We start from the raw sequence: 24,998 nt of genomic DNA, 5'->3' as shown, positions 1-24,998 counted from the left end.
CAGCCAGTATGAAGCGTCCAGCCCTTTGGAGAAATATCATGCTAATAGTTCAAATTACGTTCGTGATCTTGCCCTGGGCATTCACGCTTTCGGCACTGGCTGGATTTATAACATCTCTGGACTTTGGGGTGTAGAGATAGAACTTAAAGGCGGATCATTGGTTCGTCTTGGTACTGATGAGCCTAACTACTTATGCCAAGCAATTATGGACTCTAAAGGCAATCTTGAGTGAAATAAAAAAACCTAACAACGCGCTCTGGGCCTTTGACTGCCGCAGAGCGCTGCGTTGGATGTCCGCTCTTTGTCTGTAGAGGCCTGTTGTAGAGCAATTTACGTGAACTTAAGAGGATATGAGTTTCTTTAATGCTAATGACTTTTGAGATGTCACACATTTCATATTTCATACGAGGAAGTATACTCATGATTTCAGTAACTTTTCACGAAAACACTAGACGTACTCGCCCATTTAAGTCTGAAAATGGGGCTCTGAAGGCTGTTTGGAAATGGCTAAGAGCAACTGACGACGATAACGCTTATGCCGTGATTATTGGTCCTAGGTATTCTGAGCCGAGGGTAATCACAAACTGGCAAGAATTGCCATTCAGTGAACCTGAAAAAGTATATTTTTGAAGACTAGATAATGGCGTCAACGGAGACAACAGGCCTTTGAGCTATAACGAAACTTCTGTGCCTGCTGTGGTAGAAGCCCAAAAGATGGCGTAGTGCTTCATGTCGATTACAAAAAACCACGTTCCAAATATCCAAAACTTCAGAATGATCAACAACTCGTTCTATATTAAACAGGTGTAAATGAAGTCCAAAATTGCATTGTTAGCATTGGTATCAGGCTTGAGCCTGCTGTTTTACACTTTTTATGTTAAGCAGCTAAACGAAAGCAAATTGATGTCTGTTTACTTGGCTGCACAAGAACAAAACCTTGAGGCTGGTTGGAATAAACAGTGGCAGCAGCGGGTTGTTGACTATCTCAACCAAACACAAGAAGTCGTGCCTGGTTATCATCTTACTGTTGACCGGCGAGGGAAGTTAATAGGTTCAGCGTTTTTTCCCGCTCACAGTGAATCTTCGGCTGACTGGTCGAGGTTTGAACAACTTAACAATGTCGACCAAAAGTCTTTTTTGCTCAAACAATTAATGAAGCAGGGCAGTTGGGATAGGGCAATCGCGGTAAGAAAATGGTGGCAGCTATATCAGCAGGCACCTGATGGCTTACTATCGCCTTATGAACAAACGCTGATCTGGCCTGAAGCTAAAACGGCTTTTGATTTACTCTTTAAGCAGTTGGCACAACGTAGTGATTATACGGGGGTGGGCAAACAGTTTGTGTTAGATGAAGTGCTGCTTAAAGCCAACGAAATTGGCGAAGTGACCCTATTTATTCCTAAAGGCGAATACTTGACGACGCATTTACTCCCCGAGTTTAACGCGCTAAATCACCTTGGTAATAGCAAGCTAAAACAAAATCCCTTGTTTTTGCAGTTGGATGAAACCGCACTGTTTGATTTTGATAGTGATTTTAGGCTGCTATATAGCATTGCGGGTATTTTTTTATGTTTGTTGGCATTGACGCTCTATTTATTAGAATTGACTAGGCAAAAACAACAGGTCGATAAAAAAATCACTTTTTTAAACCAATTGGTTCATGAGATTAAAACCCCATTGACGGGCATGAAGCTAAATCTTGAGTTATTGCAAAAATATGGTCACGATGAAGAGTTGTTGCGGGCTTTGATTCAAAGTAGTGACAGATTACACAATCTTTTTAGTGATATCGTATTGATCAATAACCCAAACAGCGAAGCCAATCCAATATTATTAAGTGCAAAATCATTTGAAGGTTTTATACGGCAATTGGTAGACGAATTTGATGGTGCTATTACTTTAGATTTTCAGTGTCGGCAAAGTGTTTATCTTGAAACGCAACGTCTAGCAGTTGTATTGAGAAACTTATATAAAAACGCCGTACGTTATGGGCAGCGAGGCCATTGTTCGGTGATTTTTAGACAAGGTAAACTTCAAATTAGCGTAACAGATGAAGGACCGGGTGTAGCGAAATCCGATGCTACGCACATATTTTCCGAATTTTTTCGCGCATCAAGTGCTAAACAAAGCTCACCAGATGGCTTAGGCATCGGATTAACAATAGTAAAAAAGCTGGTGACGCAAATTGGCGGCGATATCATGCTTGCCAACCCCGGCAAGCCCAACGCAACCTTTATATTAACCTTAGAAATACCAAATGAATAAAACCGTTCTTATTGTAGAAGACGACCCACATATTCGCCTAGGCTTAAAAAAAGCGTTGCAAATGGAGGGTTATCAAGTCCTTGAAGCCACTGATGGTGTGCAAGGCCTATGGCTAGCCCAAACAGAAACACCAGCATTGATTGTGATCGATATTATGATGCCTAGGATGAATGGTTTTGAAGTTATTGCGGCGCTGCGTAGTGATGGTAATAAAACTCCGCTTATTGTGCTTTCGGCAAGAACGGAAACTCAGGATAAAGTCCGGGGGTTAAAGCTCGGTGCTGATGATTATATGGAAAAACCATTTGCATTAGAGGAATTGCTCGCCCGGATCGAGCGAAAAATAGGCTCAGCCAATCTGCAATCGGTCACTTTTGGTAATTATTGCTTCGATTTTAAAACCGAAAGTTTAAGTCAAAATGGCCAACCGATTGTGCTTTCAGCAAAAGAGATCAAATTATTGCAGTTTTTACTGCAACGAGCTGGACAAATTGTGTCCCGCGAGCAAATCATCAGCGCGGTATGGGGCGGAGATTATTTTGGCACAGATCGCACCGTAGATAACTTTATCCTCGGTTTACGAAAAAAGCTCGGCAAAGAGTTTTTCACGACAGTTCGCGGTATGGGCTATCGCTTCATGACACAACCATGACATAACGGTGAATTTAACTGGTGATTGCCATGTCATTATGCGCTACATCAATGGAAAAGACGCATGGAGTACAACATGGAAAAAACCATATCACTTGGTCTGCTGTTCATCGCGGGCCTGGCTCAAGCAGGGGAGTTAGACATTGCCCACCGTTATCAACAGATATTAGAAAACCGTCACGAAAAAGCACAAACAATACAACAGCTCGAAGGTATTCTGGCTGATGTTTCAAATGACCATCCGTTATATAAAGATATCTATAGTACTTACCTTAATGTCAAAGGTGTAAATCCAAACGACGAATTAAACCTTGCGGTTGCTTTTACTACTGGCAATAAGGTTGAAACCTTCTGCCGTGGTATAGGAATGGTTAAAGCTACACTCAATCACAATGATGGTACAGAAACCACTTTGTTATTGACTGGTGGTAAAAGAGTCCTTGAAAAGGATCAGTACGCCATTGCGGACAGTGGCCGTTGGCAGTACCAACTTAACAACCGCTATCATGATAACGTCACAAGTGAAGTTTGGATAAATCAATCCAATAGCAAAAGATATGATATTGAAGAACAGCGAAAATCTAGCCAAGGCATTGAAAAAGGCAGTTGGGTCGGTGCCAAGGTTGATGGGCATTTTGATGTTAGTGTTGCACAAAAATACTTTTCCAAAGAGCCTGTGGGTATGAGTTTTGCCATGGATTATCAAACTTGGGGCACACCTGACTTAGGTTACAACATCGATTTTATTCAAGGCAGTAAGCAAACGTTATCATCAGCAGTGAACTTATGGGATCAAGATAAAGCAATCTTACTTAATAGCGTTCGTACTGTTTCGGCAGCGGTCAAAACGGTCAATGTGGAAAGTGCCGATGGCGGACGCTACATGTACGGCGACTGTTATAACGTCGAAACCAGTATTCACTTTGCCGGCTTGAAGGAAATGCCTCATTAAAAAAAGGCAAGCATACTAAGGGCGAGTTTGGACTCGCTCTAGAGGAACTGTATTTTTGATAAGCACAACAAGAACAAGAGCAGCAGACCAAGGTTATCTCGGATATCTAATTTAACATAATATACATTGTGCGAATTTAGATATGGCGCTGTGTGGCTGCTTGGGGTTTGGGCTGTGTGATTGTCGGTTTATGGTCAAAAGCCGCTTATATGTGAAAATCAGTTACCGCCAAATGAATAATTATTGTAGCGGCTTGCTGCTGTCATCGATATCAACATGATGTGCAGCTTTGTATTGCTTGGTTCACTGGTCATATTTCAGAAACCCATTGCAGTTTTAATGCGTCTACAGCAGTTGGTCCCAGTCTGACGTTGTCTATAGCAGTTGCGTCCAACGTACGAACCACGTATCCCGGCATCACATCGTTTTTTGGCGTTGAAGCTGCAAACTCATTCCATTTGTTTTGGTGAGATCGAGCTTAAACAAGTTTAGCCTGTAACTTTGTTCGCCCATCATTATGACGGTAGCTATCCATGCTAGCGGCGGATGCTGCAACTATGCAGTTTCGTCACACATCTTTATGTTAATTGGCCGTTAGCCATCGTTCGGAGATTGAAATCTGCAGCACTAAGTATGGCCGAATTCTATTGCATGCAACGTAGTGCGCATTTTGGAATGGATTGCTTATCAGTTCAGACCGTTCGAATATCGCCAAGCTTATTGTGGCGATGTGGCTGCGGCGGCATTGCCACCGGCGATGGTTTGGTGATGGACAAGCCTTGAACAGATTTAAATAGTCGCGAGCTTACATAAGACGACTACAACCAGATAGATGATGATCCACCTAAATTGCCCACGGCTGTATCAATGCCGAGTTTCGACAAATGTCCTCACAACACAATGGCGCAAGTGGCACTTTGTTTAGCGAGGTTTGGCGGCCGTTTGCTGTCCGTCGGTAGTACAACGCACATGATTCTATAAATTTGGATTTTATTAATTTATGTCGTCAACATATGTGTTTTATTGGCGTTATTATTAATAAATAACAATATGTTACTGAATGTATAAGCCGATCGATTAACAACGCTAAAGTATGAAAAGCACTCTTCAAAGTGCCCTATTAATTTTTGCCGATAATCGAGGTTATCAGCAAAAATGTGTTACACTCAGCCACCTTTATGATTAGCCTTTATTTGTTATGCAACCACTGTTACAGCCGCTATTTGCTGGCGACCACAATTCAGATATTGAGCTGGTGTTGTCTGAATATCATCAAGCTGATGGCGTGTTCAGCACTGTTGATGCTAGCTTGCTGGAATATCAAGAAGCCTGTCGTTTTCTTCGTGGCGTACAAAGTCGCCCTAACACGTTTCGGTCTTATCGCCGCGACATTGAAAAGTTACTGTTGTGGTCTTGGATGATAAAACGGGCGTCGGTCACGGTGCTGCGTCCCAGTGATTTGTTGGACATGGTGCGCTTTTATAGTAATCCGCCTAAAGATTGGTGCAGCCCGTACCAGGTAAAACGCTTCAATAATGATGCGACATTCAACCCGCAGTGGCGGCCATGTGTGGCCAACCGCCCTGCTCCTACGCAGAGTTCTATCAAGGCGATGCTGGCATCCGTCAGCGCTTTTTATCAGTTTTTGGTCGATGACGCAGAAATTGCCATGGGCAATCCCGCGCTATCAGCAAGAAAACGTAGCATTGCCAGCGCAGCACCTACGCAGGAGATCACTACCAAACTCTTTACTGCAACCCAGGTGCAGTATCTCACGTTGGCCTCGCGGCAAATGGCACAGGCTAATCCGTTCAAATGGGCTAAAGCGCGATTTGCCGTGGCCCTGCTGTTTCATCGTTATTTGCGGATTTCGGAGATCTCACGCCACACAGTGCGCGGCTGGCAAACCTACACGCCTACCATGGGCTGCTTTCAACGGGTATCTGGCGATTGGTTCTTCTACATCCCCGCCGGTACCAGTAAAAACAATAAGAGCGATTTAGTGACAATTCCACCCGAATTACTTGAAGAGTTAAAGCTGTATCGCAGACAAATTGCTGCGCAAACCGGGCTGGAACTGCCCGACTTGCCAGCACCGGAAGAAGCGATTCCATTACTGCCAAAAATTCTCGTAAATGGTCAAATCCGTGATGGGTTGTCTGTCAGAGCGGTACGTTATTTGATGCAAGAAGTTTTTGATTTTGCAGCCGAATTGCTACTAAAAGACGCACAACAATCACCGGATAAAGATGAACTCATCGCCGAAGCGCATGGCATGAAAGCCGCTACGGTACACTGGTTACGCCATAGCGGGATCTCTACTGACTTGGCCGAAGGCCGCAATACTGTGCATGTGCGGGATGATGCGCGCCACGTCGACTTATCAACGACCAATATCTACACCCATACTGATCTGCATGACCGCGCGGCATCGGCTAAGAAAAAACAGCGCATCGACAAATAACCCCCTTGCGCTGCTGTGTCGCAGTTAAAACGCCAAGCTCGCCTTGAGCTTGGCTAGCCGCTCAACTGCTTGCTGCAAATTCTCCAACGAGTTAGCGGTTGAAAAACGCACGTAATGCTCGGTGCCTGCAGTCCCGAAATCACGACCGGGCGTCACCGCTATGTGGCAACGTTGCATCAGTTCAAAAGCAAACTCCCAACTGGATGGCAAATTCATCGCCTCGCACCATTGCTGGCAATTGGCCCATGCGTAAAAAGCGCCATCAGGCATAACGGGTACCGTTAAACCCAACGCGTTTAGTGCGGGAATAAACCAATCACGGCGGCGCAAATATTCTAAGCGGCGCTGTTCATATTCGTCGATGCTCTGCGGCTGAAAACAGGCGATGGCCGCTTGTTGTGCAATGGCGCTTGGGCAAATGAAAAAGTTTTGCGCCAGCTTCTCTATGGTTGGAACCAGCGTTTCTGGCACCACCATCCAGCCCACACGCCAGCCGGTCATGGAGAAGTATTTGGAAAAGCTATTAATCGAAATGATGTCGTCATCAATAGCCAAAGCGGACTGGCCAAAGGCTTGGTCGTAACTTAACCCCAAATACAGTTCATCTATGATGGTGAAACCGCCCTGCTGTTTGACAAAAGCATGGATGTTACGCAGTTCCGTTGCCGGAATAGATGTGCCGGTTGGGTTTGATGGCGATGCGATCAACACACCGCGGCTAGCAGCTTGCCAATGTTCAGCGACTTTGGCGTGGGTCAATTGAAAGCGGTCTGCTGCGGCCGTTGGAATTAACGTGGCGCGCCCACCTACGCTACTGACAAAATGGCGATTACACGGGTAACACGGATCAGGCATTAATACTTCATCGCCCGGCTCAACTAACGCCATACATACCAGTTGCAATGCTGCGGAAGCTCCGGCAGTGACGATGATACGCTCTGGCGCAATAGCCAAACCAAAACGTTGTTGGTACCACTGGCTAATATGTTCGCGCAGCGGCATAAGCCCCAAGGCCGAGGTGTATTTGGTATCACCAGCAGCGATGGCGCTGATGGCGGCTTGCTGCACTAACTCAGGCGCGGTGAAATCCGGTTCGCCAAGGGAAAGATGAATCATCGGCGGTTGTTCTGGCGTGAGTTGGCGTTCAATTTCCAAGGCGTGTTTTGCCAATTCCATTGCGTAAAAAGGTTCGATCTGTTGTGTGCGTTGCGCAACTTTCATCAGCGGCTGCTCTCCATTTCCCTTCAGCATTGGGTGTTATCTTACCCATGTTTTAGCATCCGCAGACAAGTTTATTAGCATCATTGACCGCAATATTAGCTTGATGTAGTTAAAGTAAGTTATTGCTGCTGGTAAACCTGCGCTAGTCGCAGTAATATTCGAACGTTTCACTCATTTTCACCGTATGTAAGGACATCGGATCAATGAACATTATGTTCGTGTTGTTACCACTCGCTATGCTCGTTATTTTATTGGCGATGGGCGCATTGTTCTGGGTCTCTAAAGTTCGAGCGACAAATGCCGCGGTGGCACAGCATAATGAACACGAACAACGTTCAACTGACAGCCAAGCACCTGACTCCCCTTCACAACAGTAGCTACTCCTATCAGCCTGCGTTCTACCTGTTATTCGACATCAATTTTGCAAGCGTTGATTGTCACCCGGTAATTTAGCAGCAGCTGTAATCAACTTTTATTGAGAAAATCAAGTGTGGTCATCCGTTTTGCGGACAGAGGCATACTTTTTTGATCTGGCTCAAGTCTGCTGTAGATAGCGACCAGAAACCTCGTTAAGATGACGCAATAGTTTTAATCAGGAAAAACTATGGCTATTGATACCAGCAAGGCTCGTCGCCCAATGACCACAGGTTGTGCCATTCACTGTCACGACTGCAGCATGGGCACTCTATGCATACCATTTACGTTAAATAATAATGAGTTAGATCAACTCGACAATATTATTGAGCGTAAAAAGCCGATCCAGAAAGGTGAACAGTTGTTCAAATCTGGTGATGCGCTTAAATCGCTGTTTGCTATCCGTTCAGGAACGCTAAAAAGCTACACCATTACCGAGCAAGGCGATGAGCAGATCACTGGCTTTCATCTCGCGGGTGATGTGATTGGCTTTGACGGTATTTATTCGCAACAACACCAAAGCTTTGCCCAAGCGCTAGAAACGTCAATGGTGTGTGAAATTCCGTTCAACACCTTAGATGAACTGTCAGGCTCAATGCCGAAATTACGCCAGCAGATTATGCGCATGATGAGTAGTGAAATTATGACCGACCAAGGCATGATCTTACTGCTCAGTAAAAAGAATGCCGAAGAACGCTTAGCCGCTTTCATCCATAGTTTATCTAGTCGTTATGGTGAGCGTGGTTTTTCTCCGAAAGAGTTTCGCTTAAGCATGACGCGCGGCGATATTGGCAACTACCTTGGCTTAACGGTTGAAACCATCAGCCGCTTGCTGGGACGTTTCCAAAAAATGGATTTAATTGAAGTCAAAGGTAAGTACATCACAGTGCTCGACAGCATTGCTTTGGAACAGCTTGCAGGCCAAGCGAATAAAGCGTAACAGACTGAAGAATTTTTGTATTTTCTTTGATCTTTGACGAGACAAAGCAACTGATATAGCACATGATATAGCTACGTCATCCCGATTACGGAGAACGTTATTATGGACTATAAAAAGATTCTGGTTGTTGTCGATCCAACCTCAGACATCCAGCCTGCACTCTCTCGTGCAGTCGAACTTGCCAAAGGGAGTCAGGCAACCATTACTGCCTTTCTTTCCATTTTCGATCTGTCCTATGAGATGACATCTATCCTGTCATCTCAAGAGCGCGAAGCAATGCGACTTGGCGTAGTTAACCAGCGCAAAGCATGGTTAGCGGATCTCATTGCACCGTTTGCCGTTCAAGGCATTGAAATTGAACAGCAGGTGTTATGGCACAACCGCCCTTATGAAAGCATTATCAAATTCACCCAAGAGGGGAATTTCGATTTAATCGTCAAAAGCACTCACCAGCACGACAAACTCAAAGCGGTTATTTTTACCCCTACCGATTGGCACTTACTGCGTAAGTCGCCCGTGCCAGTATTATTGGTAAAAGATAAAGAGTGGCACCATAACGGCAATATACTCTGTGCCGTCAATGTCGCCTGTGAAGATGAAGCGCATCTTACGCTCAATAGCAAAATTATTGAGTACGCTAATGCCCTCGCCCGTCAGTTCAATGCCAATGTGCACTTAGTCAACGGTTATCCCGGCACACCGGTGAACTTAGCGATTGAACTGCCAGACTTTGATGCGCGTACTTACAACGAAACCATTCGTATGCAGCATGAACAACGGGTGAACTATCTGGCGAACGAATATGGTTTGCCTACAACCAACTGCCATGTAAAAGAAGGCTTACCGGAAGATGTGATCCCCGAAATTGCCGAAGATCTCAACGTGGCATTGGTGGTTCTTGGTACCGTTGGCCGCACCGGATTGTCCGCGGCATTGATTGGTAATACCGCCGAACACGTCATCGATTCGATCAATTGTGATTTGTTGGCGATAAAACCGGACGGATATAAGTCACCTGTGGGTTAACGCTCTTTACCCGTTGACCGTTAGCTGGAATAATACGCGCCCTGAACTTATTGGTTATTTCACAGGGCGCTATTTTTATGTCTGACGTTAGTGAACTGGATAAAAAACAGATCACCCGCCTCAACAAACTGCAAAAGCGGTTGCGTAGAGAAGTGGGCAGTGCGATTGCAGATTACAACATGATTGAAGCTGGTGATCGCGTGATGGTGTGTTTGTCCGGTGGTAAAGACAGCTACACCATGCTGGATATTTTGGTGAATCTCCAACAGCGTGCGCCGGTGGATTTTGAGATTGTGGTAGTTAACCTCGATCAGAAGCAACCAGGTTTTCCTGAAGACGTGCTGCCAGCCTATCTCGACAGTCTCAACGTGCCTTACCATATTTTGGAAAAAGACACCTACTCGATTGTTAAAGAGAAAATCCCGGAAGGAAAAACCACCTGCTCGCTGTGCTCGCGTTTACGCCGAGGCACCTTGTATGGTTTTGCCCATCGAATTGGCGCCACCAAGATTGCACTTGGGCATCACCGCGATGACATTATCGAAACGCTGTTTTTGAATATGTTCTACGGCGGCAAGATGAAAGCCATGCCACCTAAGTTGTTGTCTGATGATGGTGCTAACGTGGTGATCCGTCCGCTGGCTTACTCGCGTGAGAAAGATATCGAGGAATATGCGACGCTGAAGTCGTTCCCGATCATTCCTTGTAACCTGTGCGGTTCACAAGAAAACCTTAAGCGTGCAGAAGTGAAAGCGCTGCTTAAGAGTTGGGATAAACAGTTCCCCGGTCGGATTGAAACAATATTCACCGCTATGCAAAACACCGCGCCATCACAAGGTGTCGACCGTAGCGCATTTGATTTTGTGTCGTTAACCAAAGACCCTAACGCCACAATGCAAGGTGATGTTGCCGAAGCCGACTTGCCAGCGTTTGATTTTATGGATGTGTCCAACAGCGGCCATATCGATTTAGATAGCGCCGCCAAGCGTATCGATGTGGTTGAAGTGTTTCAGCCGTAAGCATTTAAAAACGGATACAAAAAAGCCGCCCATTTCACAATGAGCGGCTTTTTTAGTGCATTGGACAACTTAGTTGTCCATACGATTTTTCGTCATTATCTCAGCAACGTTGTCGTATACCGATTGCAGCACTTCTGCATCAACCGGTTTATCTTCGCTGTCATGGAAGCGGATCTCGGTTTTCTCTTCATCGTTAGCCGCTTTGGTGACCACCATACGATAGTTACCGTTATCAAGGTTCATTTTCTTGCCACCAAACAACGATGACCAGAAGCCAGTGTTGTCTTTAAACGACAAGTAGTACAACCCTTTGTTTGAGTCCATATCCACCACTTCAAAACCCACGTCTGGCAATACTAAAGTCAAACGGTCCCAAGTGCGTTTCAGCGGTGCATCAACCACAAATACGCCTTCGTCACTGTCAGTGGCAGGCGCAACATAGCTAATACCCAACCCTTGGCTTTGCGCTTCACGGTTAGCACGAATGATATTGCCGCGTTCAACGCTCATGAAGGAAATGGTGCGGTTTAACATCTCAATCGCGTAACGGTCTTTGTCTTCACCGCTCAGCAGGATCTTTTGCTCATCACCGTTGTAGCTTTCTTGGTTTTCAAGCAAGCTAATTTTCAAATAACCGGTGCGGCCATGTGGGCGCACTTCCACATCAAATTGATAGCGTTGACGTACAGAGAACACTTTGTCTTCAGAGAACCAATGGCTATCGAGAATCTGTGAACTATCTATCCAATCGGTTTTGATAACGCCTTGCTCTTTATCTTCAAACGCAATTGGGTAGTTGTATTTAGCGAGGAAACCTTCAACAACCGACAGCATCTCTTGTTTCAGATCGGCAGAACCTTTAATGGATTCAACCACGATTTTAATGTCACTGCTGCCCTCTTCTACGTGAGTACCTTCGGCCAGCGGCAGAATTTGCAGTGGTGGACGAATATCAAGATTCTGGCCATAGAGCGTAACATCGGCTTTTTCACCGACGGCTGGAATGTCATATTCTTTGCTGTATTTAGGCGCATTCAATCCATCGGGAATGGTCAGAGGAGCCTGATTTTTCACATTGACATAATCAAAGGTGCCATTTGGCTGTCTACGTTCAATCGGCGTACTACAAGCGGTAACTGACAGTACTGCAACAGCAACGCTAAGATATTTAAATGTTGGCATTAATTTATTGGACCTCTATTCGGGCATTTTTCATTGCTTGAATCAACAGACCATGAAACTCACTAGAAAGTTCAGTTAAAGGCAAACGAATTGTGCCATGAGTGATCAATCCCATTTGATGAACCGCCCATTTCACTGGGATTGGGTTTGATTCACAGAATAAGGTGGTGTACAGCGCACGAATATCGGCTTCGGCAGCTTCTGCTGCGGCTTGATTGCCCGCCAACGCCGCATCACACATCGCTTTGAACTGACGCGGTACGATATTGTTGGCCACAGAAATCACCCCATTACCGCCCTGTAATAGGAATTGGCAGGCCGTCGCGTCATCGCCACTGTACAGTTTGAAATCAGCGCCACACAATTCACGCAGCTTAGCCACACGGCTTAAATCGCCTGTCGCTTCTTTTACGGCCACAATGTTGCTGACGTGGCTAAGTTCTGCCACGGTTTCAGGCTTCATATCCACAGCGGTGCGACCCGGTACGTTATACAGGATCTGCGGCACATCGGTTGATGCGGCGATGGCTTTGTAATGCGCGATCAGCCCTTTTTGCGTTGGCTTATTGTAATAAGGTGTTACGCCCAACATACCTACCACGTCTAATTGATTAAGCGCATGGGTCAGTTCAATGGCTTCGTCCGTAGCATTTGCACCGTTACCACCGATGACCGGAATACGGCCCGCAGCGAATTGCAGCGTGTGTTTAACCACTTCAACGTGTTCTTTCATCGGTAACGTTGCCGACTCACCCGTAGTGCCAACAGACACAATAGCGTCTGTGCCTTCGGTGATATGAAACTCAACCAAACGTTCGAGACTTGCGTAGTCTACTGAACCATCCGGGTTCATTGGTGTTACTAAGGCAACGATGCTTCCGTCAATCATGAGAATTCCCCAAAAATAAAGGCTTCGCTATGGTACTGACGCTGCATTTAGATGACAAGGGCTTGCTGAGCTAACATTTGGAATTAGTTGTGGTAGGATTAGCGACAGCACAAAAATTGTTGCGCGACAACATAGTTAACACCTCTTTAGTGCAGCAAATCACATAAGGAAAATTCATGACCAACTATCTGGTCGTCACTGCCATGGGCACCGATCGCCCCGGTTTGGTGGCACGACTCGCCAAACTCGCCAGTGACTGCGATTGCGATATTGTTGATAGCAGAATGGCGGGCTTCGGCAATGAATTCACTATCATCATGATGATGTCCGGCTCCTGGCCTGCCATCACCCAACTGGAAAGTCAGTTGCCACAGCTAAGTGTGGAATTAGAACTGCTGACCGTCATGAAACGTACATCAAAACATACTCCACAAAACTACGCTTCACGACTGGAAGTCACGCTTCATGGTCTCGATCAACGTGGCACCCTGCGCAAAATCACCGCATTTTTAGCGGAACGCTCACTCGACCTTGGTGCCGTGCGCTCGTTTTCGACCGATGATGACGCGAATACTCAGCACCTGTTTTTGGCAATCAACATTCCTGAAAACGTCAATTTGGAAGATTTGGAACAAAGTATCGCCGCCGAGGCGCAAGCGCTTAATCTTTCATGCAGCATCAAACGGATGCAAGGCGTACAAGTTCCCGATATTAGCTAAACCCAAACAATGAAGGATAACCTCATGACACCATTAACCGAGGGCCAACAGGCACCTGCATTCACCTTAAAAAATCAAAATGGCGAGGATGTATCACTCAGCGAAACCTTAAAAAGCCAACGCGTGTTGGTGTACTTCTACCCTAAAGCGATGACGCCCGGCTGCACCGTGCAAGCTTGTGGCTTGCGTGACACTTATGCCGAACTGGCTAAACGTGGCGTTACCGTATTCGGTATCAGCCCTGATGCGCCAGCTAAGCTCAAAAAATTTGAAGACAAATATGAGCTGAATTTCACGCTACTTAGCGATGAAGACCACCAAGTTGCCGAAGCATTTGGCGTTTGGGGTGAAAAGAAATTCATGGGAAAAGTGTACGACGGTATTCATCGCCTTAGCTTCTTAGTTGGCCAAGACGGCAAGGTGGAAAAATTCTTTGATAAGTTCAAAACCAAAGATCACCACGAGGTGGTGCTCGCCTACCTAGATCAACAAGCGTAACTAAGCCGACGCCCGTTTGAACGATGAAAGCCCGCACAGCGGGCTTTTTTACGGGTATTGCTTACCACTGCATCTGCCAATCTTTAAACACCGGCTGTAATCCGCGCGCTTTAATGGCGTTAATCACTTGCGGCACACTACGTTCATCGCTGATGGCAAATTGATCGAGCGCTGATTGCGGATTGGCGTAGCCACCTGGCTCGGTCGAACTTTCGGCGCTCATATGGGTAATTCCCAAGGCCAGCAAGTTATCCCGTAGCGAGGCTGATTCTCGCGTCGATAAACTCAACTCCACGTTGGGCGAAAACAGCCGCAAAGCGCACAACAGCTGTACCAGTTGGCTATCGGCCATAAACTGCACCTCAATGCTACTGCCAACGCATGGGCGCAATCTTGGCACCGACACACTAAAGCGGCTGCGCCAATAACGTTGCTCCAGATAACGTAAATGATGCCCGAGCAATAAACTCTCAATGCGCCAATCAGCCAAACCCAACAAAGCGCCAATGCCGATTTTATCCACGCCAGCGGTCGCCGCCCGGTCAGGGCAATTCAGCCGCCAAGCAAAGTCACGTTTTTTACCATGATGGTGGTGCGCGGCATAAACTGCTGGCTGGTAGCTTTCTTGATAGACCATCACCGCATCTAAGCCATGACTGACTAAGGTTTGATACTCCCGCGTGGTTAGCGGTTGGATCTCTAACGCCAAATAGCTGAAATGTGGCGCGCAGCGTTGCAGCGCATTGATAAAGTAATCTTGCCCAACTTTACGCGAATGTTCGCCCGCCACTAACAGCACCGAATCAAAACCGCGCCGCTGCAAAATGGCAATTTCGGCGTCTAACTCTGCACCATTCAACACCTTGCGTTTGATCGGATTTTTGCTGCTAAAGCCGCAGTAATCGCAGTCGTTCGCGCAGAGATTGGACACATACAGCGGCGCATAGAGCTGAATATTGCTGCCAAAACGTTTACGCGTAATGGCTGCCGCGGTCTGGGCTAACGGTTCGAGATAGTGCGCCGCCGCTGGTGATATCAAGGCTGCCAGCGCCTCCGTATTGCCAATAATCCGCTGCGGATTGGCGAGATAAACTTCGACGTCGGTGCGGCTGACACTGTTGAGAGTGAGCCGCTGTTTATCGAGGCCGTTAGCAAGCAGCGCATCCAAGCGCTCAGAAAATGCTGGCGCCATTTCACGCAACTCCTTGCTGCAAAAATCCGGTAAGCGGGCTAGATGCGTTAGCTTGATGCTGCACCGCTCCTAATCCCGCTTCGTAGGCGCGACGACCAATGTCGACGGCTTGACGAAAACACGCAGCCATCGCCACCGGATCACGCGCAGACGCAATAGCGGTATTTACCAGCACCGCATCGGCCCCCAACGCCATCGCCTGCATCGCTTGTGCGGGCGAGCCAATACCGGCATCAATCACGACCGGTACTTGCGCTTGTTCGATAATGATTTTTAAAAACGGCTCGCTGGCTAACCCTTGATTTGAGCCAATCGGACTGCCCAGCGGCATCACCGCGGCGCAACCAATCTCTTGCAAACGACAGCACAGCACCGGATCGGCATGCACGTATGGCAACACCTTAAAACCTTGCTGCACTAATTCGACACAGGCTTGAAAGGTTTCAATCGGATCTGGCATCAGATAGCGCGGGTCGGGATGGATTTCGACTTTGACCCATTCCGTGCCAAGCATTTCACGGCCAAGTTCTGCGGCAAAAATCGCTTCTTTGGCAGTGCGCGCACCGGAGGTGTTCGGCAACAGTTTATGCCCCGCGTTTTGCAGCGGCTGGAGAATGTCGTCAGAGCTACGCCCGAAATCGAGCCGTTTAAGCGCGACGGTGACTAACGCCGCGTCACTGGCGCGAACTGCCGCTAACATAGTATCAGCATTAGCAAACTTGCCGGTGCCAGTGAACAATCGGCTGGGAAATTGTGTATCAGCAATGGTAAGCATCATTAACCTCCTGCCACGGCAGAAAAAATGTCGATGTGATCATTCGGCAAGCATTGAGTGGTGTGCCAGCTACTGCGTGGCGTGATGACGCCATTGCGCACCAACGCGATGCTGTTGGGGGCAATCCGTTGGCTTTCCAGCAAGACCTGCAAGGTAATATCGGTGGCAACCTCTTGCGGTTGGCCGTTGATAATTAATTTCATGAGCATTTCCTTAGCGGGCTGGCGCAGTTTTCACACAAGGGATCACGGCTACGTTGCAATTTAGTAAATTGCAGAGCGCCAAAATCGATATGCAACATCTGCCCTGCAAGTTGTGATGTGGCGCCCAAGAGATAGCGCAGTGCCACATCAGCCTGAAGTGAAGCAACCGTCGCGACCGCTGACCCCATGACGCCATTGCTCGCGCAGCTTTGCGATGTTTGCGTGTCGGCAGGAAACACACAATGCAAACAGCCAAACTGGGCGATGTCATTGGCTGTAAACATCGCTAACCATGCTTGCTCAGCGGCAATCGCCGCGCTCACCAATGGTAACTGCTGCTGGTAGCTTGCTTCGCTGAGAGCATGGCGACAGGCAAAATTGTCGGAGCAATCTAGTACCACATCCGCTCTCGGCAGTTGTTGCTGCGTTGGCGCACCAAATGGTTCAATCACGGTGTCGACGTTGCAATCGCTATAGCGTTGCCGCAACTTACGCGCCGCGACTAACACCTTGGCTTGACCAACATGACTGTCGCGATACAAGGTTTGTCGCGGCAAGTTATCCAGCGCGACGGTGTCGTGGTCGATCAACGTCAGGCGACCAACACCCGCTGCCGCCAGTAACTGCGCTACGTGTTGCCCCAAGCCGCCCACGCCGACTATCACCGCATGCGCATTTAACAGTGTTAGCTGGCCAGCTTCACCACAATGAGGCAGCATGATTTGCCGCGAGTAACGCATAAACTGCCGCGAGGTTAATGCTGTTATTGGCTTAGTCATACGCCACCTCCCATGTGGTTTCACCTTGTAACCACTGTTGCTGCAGTTGCAGATAGGCATCTGCCACATCATCCGCGTTGGTAACAGCGCGCACGACCGCTGCGGCTTGTACGCCGGTTGCGCGGATCTGCGCTAGGTTGCCGAGATCAATGCCACCAATGGCTACCGTGGGGATGGCAGAGGCAAAGATATTGGCGTAGTGCTGCAATCGCGTGAGCCCTTGCGGCAGTGATGGCATCACCTTGGTGGTGGTAGCAAAGATATGCCCTAAGGCCAAGTAATCAGGCCGATAACTCAAGGCGATAAGCGCTTCAAAAAAGCTGTGGCTAGAAAGGCCAATAACTATGCCTGCCGCGCGCAGTGCCGCAATGTCAGCTTCCGCCACATCCTCTTGCCCCAAGTGCACGCCATAAGCGTGATACTTGAGCGCGAGGCGCCAGTGATCGTTGATAAATAGCTGCGCGTGATAGCGCTTAGCCAGCGTAATAGCCTGTTGAATAGTCGCTGCCAACTGCGCCGTATCGTCAGACTTGACCCGCAGTTGCAGCGTAAGACAACCGCCTCGCAATAATTCGGTCAACTGGGCGCAGTTGCTAACAACTGGATAGATTGGGCTGACAAAAGCAAAGTTATCGTGATGAGCCTCGAATGTTGGTAGCGAACCTTGCAGCGGTAGAACTTGCGGAAAATCATTCAAACACTGCGGCATACCGCTATGGCCTAGCGCGCCTGTGCCCATCCCGGCTTGGTAACTCTCGCTGAGACCGCGCTGCACATAAGCTTTTGCCAGCACAATGGCATCGGGTATCACCCAATCCTGGGCAATAAATGCCGCAATGGCGCTGGATAACATGCAGCCGGTGCCGTGATTATTGCCGGTGGCAATACGAGGCGTGCGTAATCGAAAACCTTGTTCCGCATGTTGCGCGGCACAAAACGGTGGTTGACGCAGATACAACAAGTCTTCGGCCGATGCGGCGTCGTCAATATCGCCGCCTTTGAGCAGCAGATGTGCCGGTGTCATGGCTAAAAGTTGTGGCATCGCCGCTATCAGCTGCTCGCTGCTGCTACATTGGCTGCCGATTAATGCGGCAACTTCGGCCACATTTGGCGTAAACACCGTGGTGATTGCCAGCAACGGCGTGAAGTCCAGTTTAGCTCGGCCAAAGTCGCTGCCGCTGCTAGCGGATAACACCGGATCGAGCACCATAGGCACATGGCTGACGTGTGCCGCTAACCATGCGGCCAAACAATCAAGCTGTGCTTGGCTTGCCAGCAATCCGATTTTTATCGCTTGAGGCGGCATATCGAGTAACAGAGCATTTAGCTGGTCAAGTAACGTGGCGTTGGACACTGCGGCTACGGCGCTCACCATCAGCGAGTTTTGTGCCGTGATGGCCGTGACCACCGCACAGGGATGACAACCTAAATCACTAACGGTGCGCACGTCTGCCGTAATACCTGCACCACCGCCGCTGTCAGTGGCAGCAATGCACCACACTGTTGGCCGAGAGGAGGAATTTGATGCTGTCATTGTTCAACCTCCTCTGCAATCAGCGGTTGATACAGTTGTCCGCCCTGCTGGTTGAAACTGTCGGCCATCTGCTGCATGCCTTGCTGCTGATTAGCAGCGTAGTCGCGTACCTCTTGGCTGATCTTCATCGAACAGAATTTAGGGCCACACATGGAGCAGAAATGCGCCACTTTGGCAGATACCTGCGGCAATGCCTCATCGTGATATTCACGCGCGGTTTGCGGATCCAACCCAAGATTAAATTGATCCTGCCAACGAAACTCAAACCGCGCTTTTGACATAGCGTTATCACGCAGCTGCGCCGCCGGATGTCCTTTGGCGACATCGGCCGCATGCGCGGCAATTTTGTAGGCGATCAGCCCTTGCTTAACATCCTCTTTGTTGGGCAAGCCTAAGTGCTCTTTGGGCGTGACATAACACAACATCGCACAGCCGTACCAAGCGATCATCGCCGCACCGATGCCCGAGGTAAAATGGTCGTAACCTGGGGCAATATCGGTGATTTGCGGGCCAAGGGTGTAGAACGGCGCTTCATGACAACAGGCTAGCTGCTTGGTCATGTTCTCTTGGATCAACTGCATGGGTACATGACCTGGGCCTTCGATAATGGTTTGCACATCGTATTCCCACGCCACTTTAACCAACTCGCCTAACACTTCGAGTTCAGCAAATTGCGCTGCATCGTTAGCGTCGCTGATACAGCCCGGACGCATACCATCGCCCAGTGACAGTGACACATCGTAGGCGGCGCAAATTTCACATATTTCGCGGAAATGCTGATAGAGAAAGTTTTCCTGATGATGGCTCAAGCACCATTTCGCCATGATCGAGCCGCCACGAGACACAATGCCGGTGGTGCGTTCAGCGGTGAGTGGTACAAAACGCAGCAACACACCGGCGTGAATGGTGAAGTAATCCACGCCCTGCTCCGCTTGTTCAATCAAGGTGTCTTTGAACACTTGCCAATTGAGATCTTCTGCCACACCGTTTACTTTCTCCAATGCTTGGTAGATGGGCACGGTGCCAATCGGTACCGGTGAGTTACGAATAATCCACTCGCGGATCTCGTGAATATGGCGGCCAGTGGACAGATCCATCACCGTATCCGCGCCCCAACGGGTGGCCCACACCAGTTTTTCGACCTCTTCTTCAACACCGGATGACACCGAAGAGTTACCGATATTGGCGTTTACCTTGACGAGAAAATTGCGGCCGATAATCATCGGTTCCGCTTCAGGGTGGTTAATGTTCAGCGGCAGTATGGCACGCCCGGCGGCAATCTCCCGTCGCACAAATTCCGCGGTGATCTGTCGTGGAATATTGGCACCGAACGCCTCGCCCGGCTGACGACGATTGAGCTGTTCGTCGACGATAGATGCCAGCGCCATATTTTCGCGCAGTGCGACGTATTCCATTTCTGGCGTGATGATGCCGCGACGAGCGTAATGCAATTGTGTGACTCGCTGGTTGGTTTTAGCGCGGCGCACCGGTGGCAGATTGCCAAAACGTTGCAGGGTTAACGGCGGTTGTTGGCGACGCAATTTAGTGTACGCAGCAGTGACATCATCAAGCTGTTCGCTGTCTTGGCGCTCATCGATCCAACACTCGCGAAAACGAACTAAGCCACGTTGTAAATCAATCTCCGCGGCGGCATCGCTGTAAGCCCCAGCGGTGTCATACACCGGGATATCGGGATTAGCAACGGCGGTAACACTGCCATCAGCTTTGGTGACAAGGCTATCGGTTTGGCTGATCACACGCATTCCCACGCGCAAATCAGAACGGCTGCCTTGCACATAATGTTTGCGGGCACCTTCGGCCAGTTGCGGCGTAAGTTCGGCGATAAAGGATTGCGCCTGTTGGCGCTGGTTACGACGGTTTGACATAAGCAATCTCACTTTGATTGAAAGAAAATTGCTTGTCAGGAGAGTTGATGAGGAAAGCATAGGTGCTGCGTTAACGCCGCCAGCAACATGGCTGAAAGCTTGAGTTATACGCCATCACCAACGTTTTGGTTTTGCCGCAATAGCGCAGCAACACCCTTAAACGTACAGCTTGTTTCCTTCGCAGGTGCTAGCCTGATCAGGTTCAACGGATCCCGAATTAACGGTCTCAGCCCAGTTGGGCACTCCGACAAGTGGCAAAAGTATAAACACAGATAAGTTAGCTAGGCAATAAATTTGTATGACAAAAAAGTTTATCTAGCAGTGAAAATTTTTGATTAGTTATCTTATTGATTGGTCGCGATTTAATATCAAAATCCACCATCGATAAAAAGAAAAACAGCAGATAGTTAGAGGCTAACTGTCTGCTGTTTTGATGACGTTTAACCGTGCACGAATGCGGTTGTGGTGGTATTGCCAGACTGTAAGAACTCTTCATTGTGACGCAGCATATCAAGTAACTCATCTATGTATGCGTCTTGTCGCTCTGAATAGTTCACCAAGCCATAAATCAATTTTTCAGCACTTAACGGCTCAGACTGAGCACGTAGATCCGCGCGAATCGAGCGAAATAACCGATAAGCACCATTGGAATTGAGGTTGCGCATGTACGATGCAATCGACTCATCGACACTGGCAAACACTTTCACTTCATGGATTTGACCATCACCGCGTGACTGCGGCACCAAACCGCAGCCTTCGCTAAAACACCACTGGCCGAAGAAGTTAAACCCTTCGCGCGCAAAGCGTGAACTGCCCCAACCGGATTCGTTGGCGGCCTGAATTAATACCATTGACTCTGGGATAATATCGACTCGACGCAGTAACTCCTTCACAGAGGAGAGATCGATATTACGCATGCCATAGTCATATTTCTCTGCCAGCGTCTGTACTCGATAGACTTCGGCATTGTCTAAGTTCAAACCATTTTCTAGGTGCGATCTTACTGACAGCAGAAATTTACGTTCCCCCGCAATAACGCGGTTTTGTTTACGTACCACAGGTCGAAGGAAATCAAAAAACGCTTTCTTTTTGGCTTCAACATCCGCGATTTCCGAAAAGTCGGGGATGAGATTTATGCCAAGCTGATTCTTCTCTACCAGTGGTGTGGTCGATGGATCAGAGTCATTAATTGGAATAAAAATAACTCTTAAGGCGATAACCGCGGCAATCACAACGGCGATTGCTAGCACCGATGAACCGACTCTTCCTGTTCTCAAACAGCCCCCTTAGTAATGCTCAAGAGAATTGATTAACCGCCGATTATAAGCGAGCAAAGTGATTTAACAAAATTTAAGCGTTGTTTCAGCAGTTACTGAATATACAAAAAAGGCCGCATTTCTGCGGCCTTTGGTAAAAATTCTATGCTAAATCAATTCAGTATCGCAGCAATCGCTCGGCAAATTACCGGTACGTTGCTGGTGGTCATACCGGCTACGCTGATACGGCCAGAGCCGACGATATAGATAGCAAATTGCTCTTTTAGCTGTTCAACCTGCGCCTTATTCAAGCCGGAAAAGCTGAACATGCCCTTTTGTCCGGAGATGAAAGAGAAGTCTTGTTTAACCCCTTCGGCTGCCAGTGTTTCCACAAACAGCGTACGCATTTTAGCGATGCGTTCACGCATCTCTTTGACTTCGTTTTCCCAGATAGTACGCAATTCAGGCGTAGACAGAATGGTACTTACAATCAGCGCACCGTGTGCTGGCGGATTAGAGTAGTTAGCGCGAATGGTGCGTTTAACTTGGCTAAAGGCTTTTTGTGCTGCGGCTTGGTCTTCAGCAACTAACGTCACAGCACCAATACGCTCGTTGTACAAACCGAAGTTTTTAGAAAACGAGTTGGCGATGATAAGTTCAGGCACCATAGCGGCCACAGTGCGCAAGCCAATGGCGTCTTCCTCAACACCGTCGCCAAAACCTTGGTAAGCAAAGTCAAACAACGGCACCAAGTTTTTCTTAGCACATAACTCACCAATCGCTTGCCATTGCTCAACCGTTGGATCGATACCAGATGGATTGTGGCAACAACCGTGTAGCAGTACCAAATCACCAGCTTGGGCGCTTTCCAGATCGGCCAACATAGCGGTAAAGTTTAAACCATGAGTGCTAGCATCGTAGTAGGCGTACTCTTTGGTGCTAAGGCCCGCAGTTTCGAAGATGTTTTGGTGGTTGGCCCATGTTGGGTTGCTTACCCAAATGGTGCGGCTTTCGGTGTTTCTGACCACAAATTCTGCGGCAATACGCAACGAGCCAGTACCACCTGGCGCTTGTGCCGTAACTGCACGTTGTTGCTTAATCAGGTCGCTATCGGGGCCGAACAACAGTTCTTGTACCACTTTGTTATACAGCTGAACGCCTTCAATCCCGAGATAGTTTTTACTGGTTTCTTCTTTCAGTAACTTCTCTTCAGCGAGTTTTACCGATGCCAGCACAGGTGTTTCACCTGCATCAGTTTTATAAACGCCAACGCCTAAGTTGACTTTTTCCTGCCGAGGGTCCTTTTTAAACGCGTCCGTCAAACCGAGAATTGGGTCAGCGGGAGCGGCAATCACGTTGGTAAATATCATTACATTTTCCTGTGCTGTGCTGAGTAAAGCTTGTTGGCGACAGTTATACCATCACTCGCTTACGCGACATAGACTCAGCGCAAAAAACCTTTGGCTAATTAGCAAAATTCTGAATTTAACGCGCCGATAAAAACGATACTGTAAAACGGAAAAGATAAAGGACGATAAAATATCGTCCTTACGTCAGAGCTTACTTGAATAAGCTTAGAAAGTCGCGGCGTCGATCACATAGCGATAACGCGCTTTTTTGTTGACTACGTTTTCCCGCGCATCGTTGATTTCAGTCGCTTTGACTAACTTTCTTCTTGTTTGATCTGTTTCTTGGCACATACCTGACTCCTTATGCAGCTATCACTCGATATCTTAATATTGTGTTGATGCCCGGTGAGATGCTCTTGGTGTTGTAGCGCAACACCACAAACAGCTCCTAGGTGCTGTTTGTGGAGAATAACTACACGGCACGTCACCTGCCTTGCCTAAATCACGCTCTGTCTGCTGCAAAAACAACCTGCAAAGATAAACAGCCCCTAGCCAGACATCCTTGACTTCGAGCTATTGTTCTACAGCGTCAAACCAATGAAGTAGCATGGTTCGCTGATTTTATTGCCTATTTCTATAAACAAGTGGTGATGGCTGATGTAGACATGCCTATCTAAATGCGGGGAGCGAGACCGTGGCCGATTGAGCCCAGAAAAAAGCGCTGTGGAGTTGTTATTCCGCTACTGGCTGAGCTGATTATGCGTTTGAAGTGCCTTGGCGCAGCGGCCAAGGCTCGCTAGATTAACTAAAACCGTAAAGTTTAAGTATGCGCATAAACCGCGCCTTATACTGCTGTTGATTGCTTGGTGGTAGCCACTCATCCAGCCCCTTATCCCCTTTTGAGCGATTGATTGAGGCTTCTACGGCGACAAGGTTGCGTTCGTCGTTAGCAAACTGCTCACGCTTTTCTTGGCTCCACTTGTCTGCGCCGTGTTTCCATGCCCAACTCAACGGCACCACGTGGTCAATGTCCAGCTTAGAAGCATCGGTAAATACCTGACCGGAATAGAATGAAATCCACTTACCGTGAATAACGCGGCCCTTGCTATTAAACACTAGCGTGCCAGTATTTTGCGACATCAATACCTCTTGGCGCGTATCGTAGCCATCGCGATCAACATCCTGCCAACCATGGCCAAACTTCTCCCGAGTATAGCCCGCAACTTGGCTGCTGCTCTGGCTTTTGGCCTGCTTGGGCAATTTGCCACCAGAACGCAGACAGTCATCAAGTGTGTTAAATGCGGTGAAATGTTGCGTAGTCGCATAATAACGGCTGGATTCATCGTGGCATAAACCACTGGAGGATTTTTTTACCAGTGCATGAGCAGGTGCCGAAAGCAGGCACAGCACTAGCAGCAAACGTAGGTTGAACGACATTAAGCAACCTCTAATGGACAGCAAATTTGAGGCGCACACTATGCCATAACATCGTTAGGGCTGACATCCATAAAGCGGCTAAAATTCAACCAGTTAGCGTGTCTGTTCAGCAAACGCTTTTTAACCTAATCACTGCTGTATTAACTGGCTTTATAAAATCGCGAAAACACATAAACAACAAAAGTTATTACCGCACCTGTTTGTGCGCTGCTTTGTCATGTACAACGCGAATGTACAGCAAGACCGCTCGGCCTCTTCGATACCAATATGATCAAAAACACTAAGGCCGTGGGATAGCGGACTATGCAAAGACAATGGCAAATCGCATGTTTGAAAGGCTTGGATTT

At 48.0% G+C, this 24,998-nt stretch carries 23 protein-coding genes, 1 pseudogene and 1 riboswitch; of the genes and pseudogenes, 11 read left to right on the top strand and 13 right to left on the bottom strand.

Annotation, left to right across the window (positions count from 1 at the left end; genetic code table 11):
* From L9G74_RS11550 to L9G74_RS11530, 5 genes and pseudogenes are all read left to right on the top strand, one after another.
* A pseudogene (locus L9G74_RS11550) lies at positions 1–232 on the top strand (hypothetical protein); the annotation flags it as partial.
* 578 nt (positions 233–810) lie between these two features.
* On the top strand, positions 811–2,265 hold the full coding sequence (locus L9G74_RS11545; RefSeq protein WP_238896533.1) for a sensor histidine kinase: 1,455 nt from the start codon (positions 811–813) through the stop codon (positions 2,263–2,265).
* Positions 2,258–2,917 carry a response regulator transcription factor gene (locus L9G74_RS11540; protein WP_238896532.1) on the top strand — a complete coding sequence of 220 codons (660 nt, stop codon included), beginning with the start codon at positions 2,258–2,260 and terminating at the stop codon, positions 2,915–2,917. Before L9G74_RS11545 ends, L9G74_RS11540 begins: the two co-directional genes overlap by 8 nt.
* Before the next feature lie 75 nt (positions 2,918–2,992).
* Positions 2,993–3,868, top strand: coding sequence for a hypothetical protein (locus L9G74_RS11535; protein ID WP_238896530.1), 876 nt, complete (start codon positions 2,993–2,995; stop codon positions 3,866–3,868).
* Between the two features lie 1,198 nt (positions 3,869–5,066).
* A complete protein-coding gene (locus tag L9G74_RS11530) occupies positions 5,067–6,332 on the top strand; it encodes a tyrosine-type recombinase/integrase (RefSeq protein ID WP_238896529.1) in 1,266 nt (421 codons plus the stop codon).
* A gap of 24 nt (positions 6,333–6,356) precedes the next feature.
* Here L9G74_RS11530 and L9G74_RS11525 read toward each other — a convergent pair whose 3' ends face one another.
* Complete coding sequence (locus L9G74_RS11525) at positions 6,357–7,553, bottom strand: pyridoxal phosphate-dependent aminotransferase (RefSeq protein ID WP_238896528.1); 1,197 nt, start codon at positions 7,551–7,553, stop codon at positions 6,357–6,359.
* 203 nt (positions 7,554–7,756) lie between these two features.
* Here L9G74_RS11525 and L9G74_RS11520 point away from each other — a divergent pair, with 203 nt between their 5' ends.
* The 4 genes from L9G74_RS11520 to ttcA all read left to right on the top strand — a co-directional run bounded on the left by L9G74_RS11520 (position 7,757) and on the right by ttcA (position 10,952).
* Entirely contained in the window at positions 7,757–7,930 is a 174-nt protein-coding gene (locus tag L9G74_RS11520; RefSeq protein WP_238896526.1) for a cbb3-type cytochrome oxidase assembly protein, read from the top strand.
* Positions 7,931–8,157: 227 nt separating this feature from the next.
* Positions 8,158–8,907 (top strand): electron transport transcriptional regulator EtrA, encoded by a 750-nt coding sequence (etrA, locus tag L9G74_RS11515; protein ID WP_238896524.1) that lies wholly within the window; start codon positions 8,158–8,160, stop codon positions 8,905–8,907.
* A 99-nt stretch (positions 8,908–9,006) separates the two neighbouring features.
* Entirely contained in the window at positions 9,007–9,933 is a 927-nt protein-coding gene (gene uspE, locus L9G74_RS11510; RefSeq protein WP_238896549.1) for a universal stress protein UspE, read from the top strand.
* A gap of 77 nt (positions 9,934–10,010) precedes the next feature.
* Positions 10,011–10,952 carry a tRNA 2-thiocytidine(32) synthetase TtcA gene (gene ttcA, locus L9G74_RS11505; protein WP_238896523.1) on the top strand — a complete coding sequence of 314 codons (942 nt, stop codon included), beginning with the start codon at positions 10,011–10,013 and terminating at the stop codon, positions 10,950–10,952.
* Between the two features lie 69 nt (positions 10,953–11,021).
* Here ttcA and bamC read toward each other — a convergent pair whose 3' ends face one another.
* Together bamC and dapA are read right to left on the bottom strand one after the other, a co-directional pair.
* On the bottom strand, positions 11,022–12,134 hold the full coding sequence (bamC, locus tag L9G74_RS11500) for an NlpB/DapX family lipoprotein (RefSeq protein WP_238896521.1): 1,113 nt from the start codon (positions 12,132–12,134) through the stop codon (positions 11,022–11,024).
* Between the two features lie 4 nt (positions 12,135–12,138).
* Positions 12,139–13,023 (bottom strand): 4-hydroxy-tetrahydrodipicolinate synthase, encoded by an 885-nt coding sequence (gene dapA, locus L9G74_RS11495; protein ID WP_238896520.1) that lies wholly within the window; start codon positions 13,021–13,023, stop codon positions 12,139–12,141.
* Positions 13,024–13,199: 176 nt separating this feature from the next.
* Here dapA and L9G74_RS11490 point away from each other — a divergent pair, with 176 nt between their 5' ends.
* A complete protein-coding gene (locus L9G74_RS11490; RefSeq protein WP_238896518.1) occupies positions 13,200–13,742 on the top strand; it encodes a glycine cleavage system transcriptional repressor in 543 nt (180 codons plus the stop codon).
* Between the two features lie 24 nt (positions 13,743–13,766).
* Positions 13,767–14,240 carry a thioredoxin-dependent thiol peroxidase gene (gene bcp / locus L9G74_RS11485; protein WP_238896517.1) on the top strand — a complete coding sequence of 158 codons (474 nt, stop codon included), beginning with the start codon at positions 13,767–13,769 and terminating at the stop codon, positions 14,238–14,240.
* A 61-nt stretch (positions 14,241–14,301) separates the two neighbouring features.
* Here the strand turns inward: bcp and thiH are convergent, their stop codons facing one another.
* The 10 genes from thiH to L9G74_RS11440 form a co-directional block, all read right to left on the bottom strand.
* Positions 14,302–15,432 (bottom strand): 2-iminoacetate synthase ThiH, encoded by a 1,131-nt coding sequence (gene thiH, locus L9G74_RS11480; RefSeq protein ID WP_238896516.1) that lies wholly within the window; start codon positions 15,430–15,432, stop codon positions 14,302–14,304.
* Between the two features lies 1 nt (position 15,433).
* The gene (locus tag L9G74_RS11475) at positions 15,434–16,207 is read right to left on the bottom strand and encodes a thiazole synthase (protein ID WP_238896547.1); all 774 of its coding nucleotides are present in this window, start codon (positions 16,205–16,207) and stop codon (positions 15,434–15,436) included.
* A 2-nt stretch (positions 16,208–16,209) separates the two neighbouring features.
* A complete protein-coding gene (gene thiS, locus L9G74_RS11470) occupies positions 16,210–16,410 on the bottom strand; it encodes a sulfur carrier protein ThiS (protein WP_238896515.1) in 201 nt (66 codons plus the stop codon).
* Positions 16,407–17,189: a HesA/MoeB/ThiF family protein gene (locus L9G74_RS11465; protein WP_238896513.1), complete on the bottom strand. Its 783-nt coding sequence runs from the start codon at positions 17,187–17,189 to the stop codon at positions 16,407–16,409. Before L9G74_RS11465 ends, thiS begins: the two co-directional genes overlap by 4 nt.
* Complete coding sequence (gene thiE, locus L9G74_RS11460; protein WP_238896511.1) at positions 17,182–18,723, bottom strand: thiamine phosphate synthase; 1,542 nt, start codon at positions 18,721–18,723, stop codon at positions 17,182–17,184. Before thiE ends, L9G74_RS11465 begins: the two co-directional genes overlap by 8 nt.
* On the bottom strand, positions 18,720–20,609 hold the full coding sequence (gene thiC, locus L9G74_RS11455; RefSeq protein WP_238896510.1) for a phosphomethylpyrimidine synthase ThiC: 1,890 nt from the start codon (positions 20,607–20,609) through the stop codon (positions 18,720–18,722). The genes thiE and thiC overlap by 4 nt, the downstream gene beginning before the upstream one ends.
* 156 nt (positions 20,610–20,765) lie before the next feature.
* Positions 20,766–20,866: riboswitch (TPP riboswitch) on the bottom strand.
* Positions 20,867–21,049: 183 nt separating this feature from the next.
* Positions 21,050–21,886, bottom strand: a complete 837-nt coding sequence (locus L9G74_RS11450; protein WP_238896508.1) for a glucosaminidase domain-containing protein — start codon at positions 21,884–21,886, stop codon at positions 21,050–21,052.
* A gap of 152 nt (positions 21,887–22,038) precedes the next feature.
* On the bottom strand, positions 22,039–23,235 hold the full coding sequence (locus L9G74_RS11445) for an amino acid aminotransferase (protein WP_238896507.1): 1,197 nt from the start codon (positions 23,233–23,235) through the stop codon (positions 22,039–22,041).
* Positions 23,236–23,439: 204 nt separating this feature from the next.
* Positions 23,440–23,565 carry a hypothetical protein gene (locus tag L9G74_RS22315; RefSeq protein WP_275297374.1) on the bottom strand — a complete coding sequence of 42 codons (126 nt, stop codon included), beginning with the start codon at positions 23,563–23,565 and terminating at the stop codon, positions 23,440–23,442.
* Between the two features lie 450 nt (positions 23,566–24,015).
* Entirely contained in the window at positions 24,016–24,651 is a 636-nt protein-coding gene (locus tag L9G74_RS11440) for an HNH endonuclease family protein (RefSeq protein WP_238896505.1), read from the bottom strand.
* Positions 24,652–24,998: the final 347 nt, after the last annotated feature.

Origin of the sequence: Shewanella electrica (assembly GCF_022321485.1) — a bacterium.
In the GTDB taxonomy this organism is placed as follows: domain Bacteria; phylum Pseudomonadota; class Gammaproteobacteria; order Enterobacterales; family Shewanellaceae; genus Shewanella; species Shewanella electrica.
This window is presented reverse-complemented; position numbering and strand designations above follow the sequence as displayed.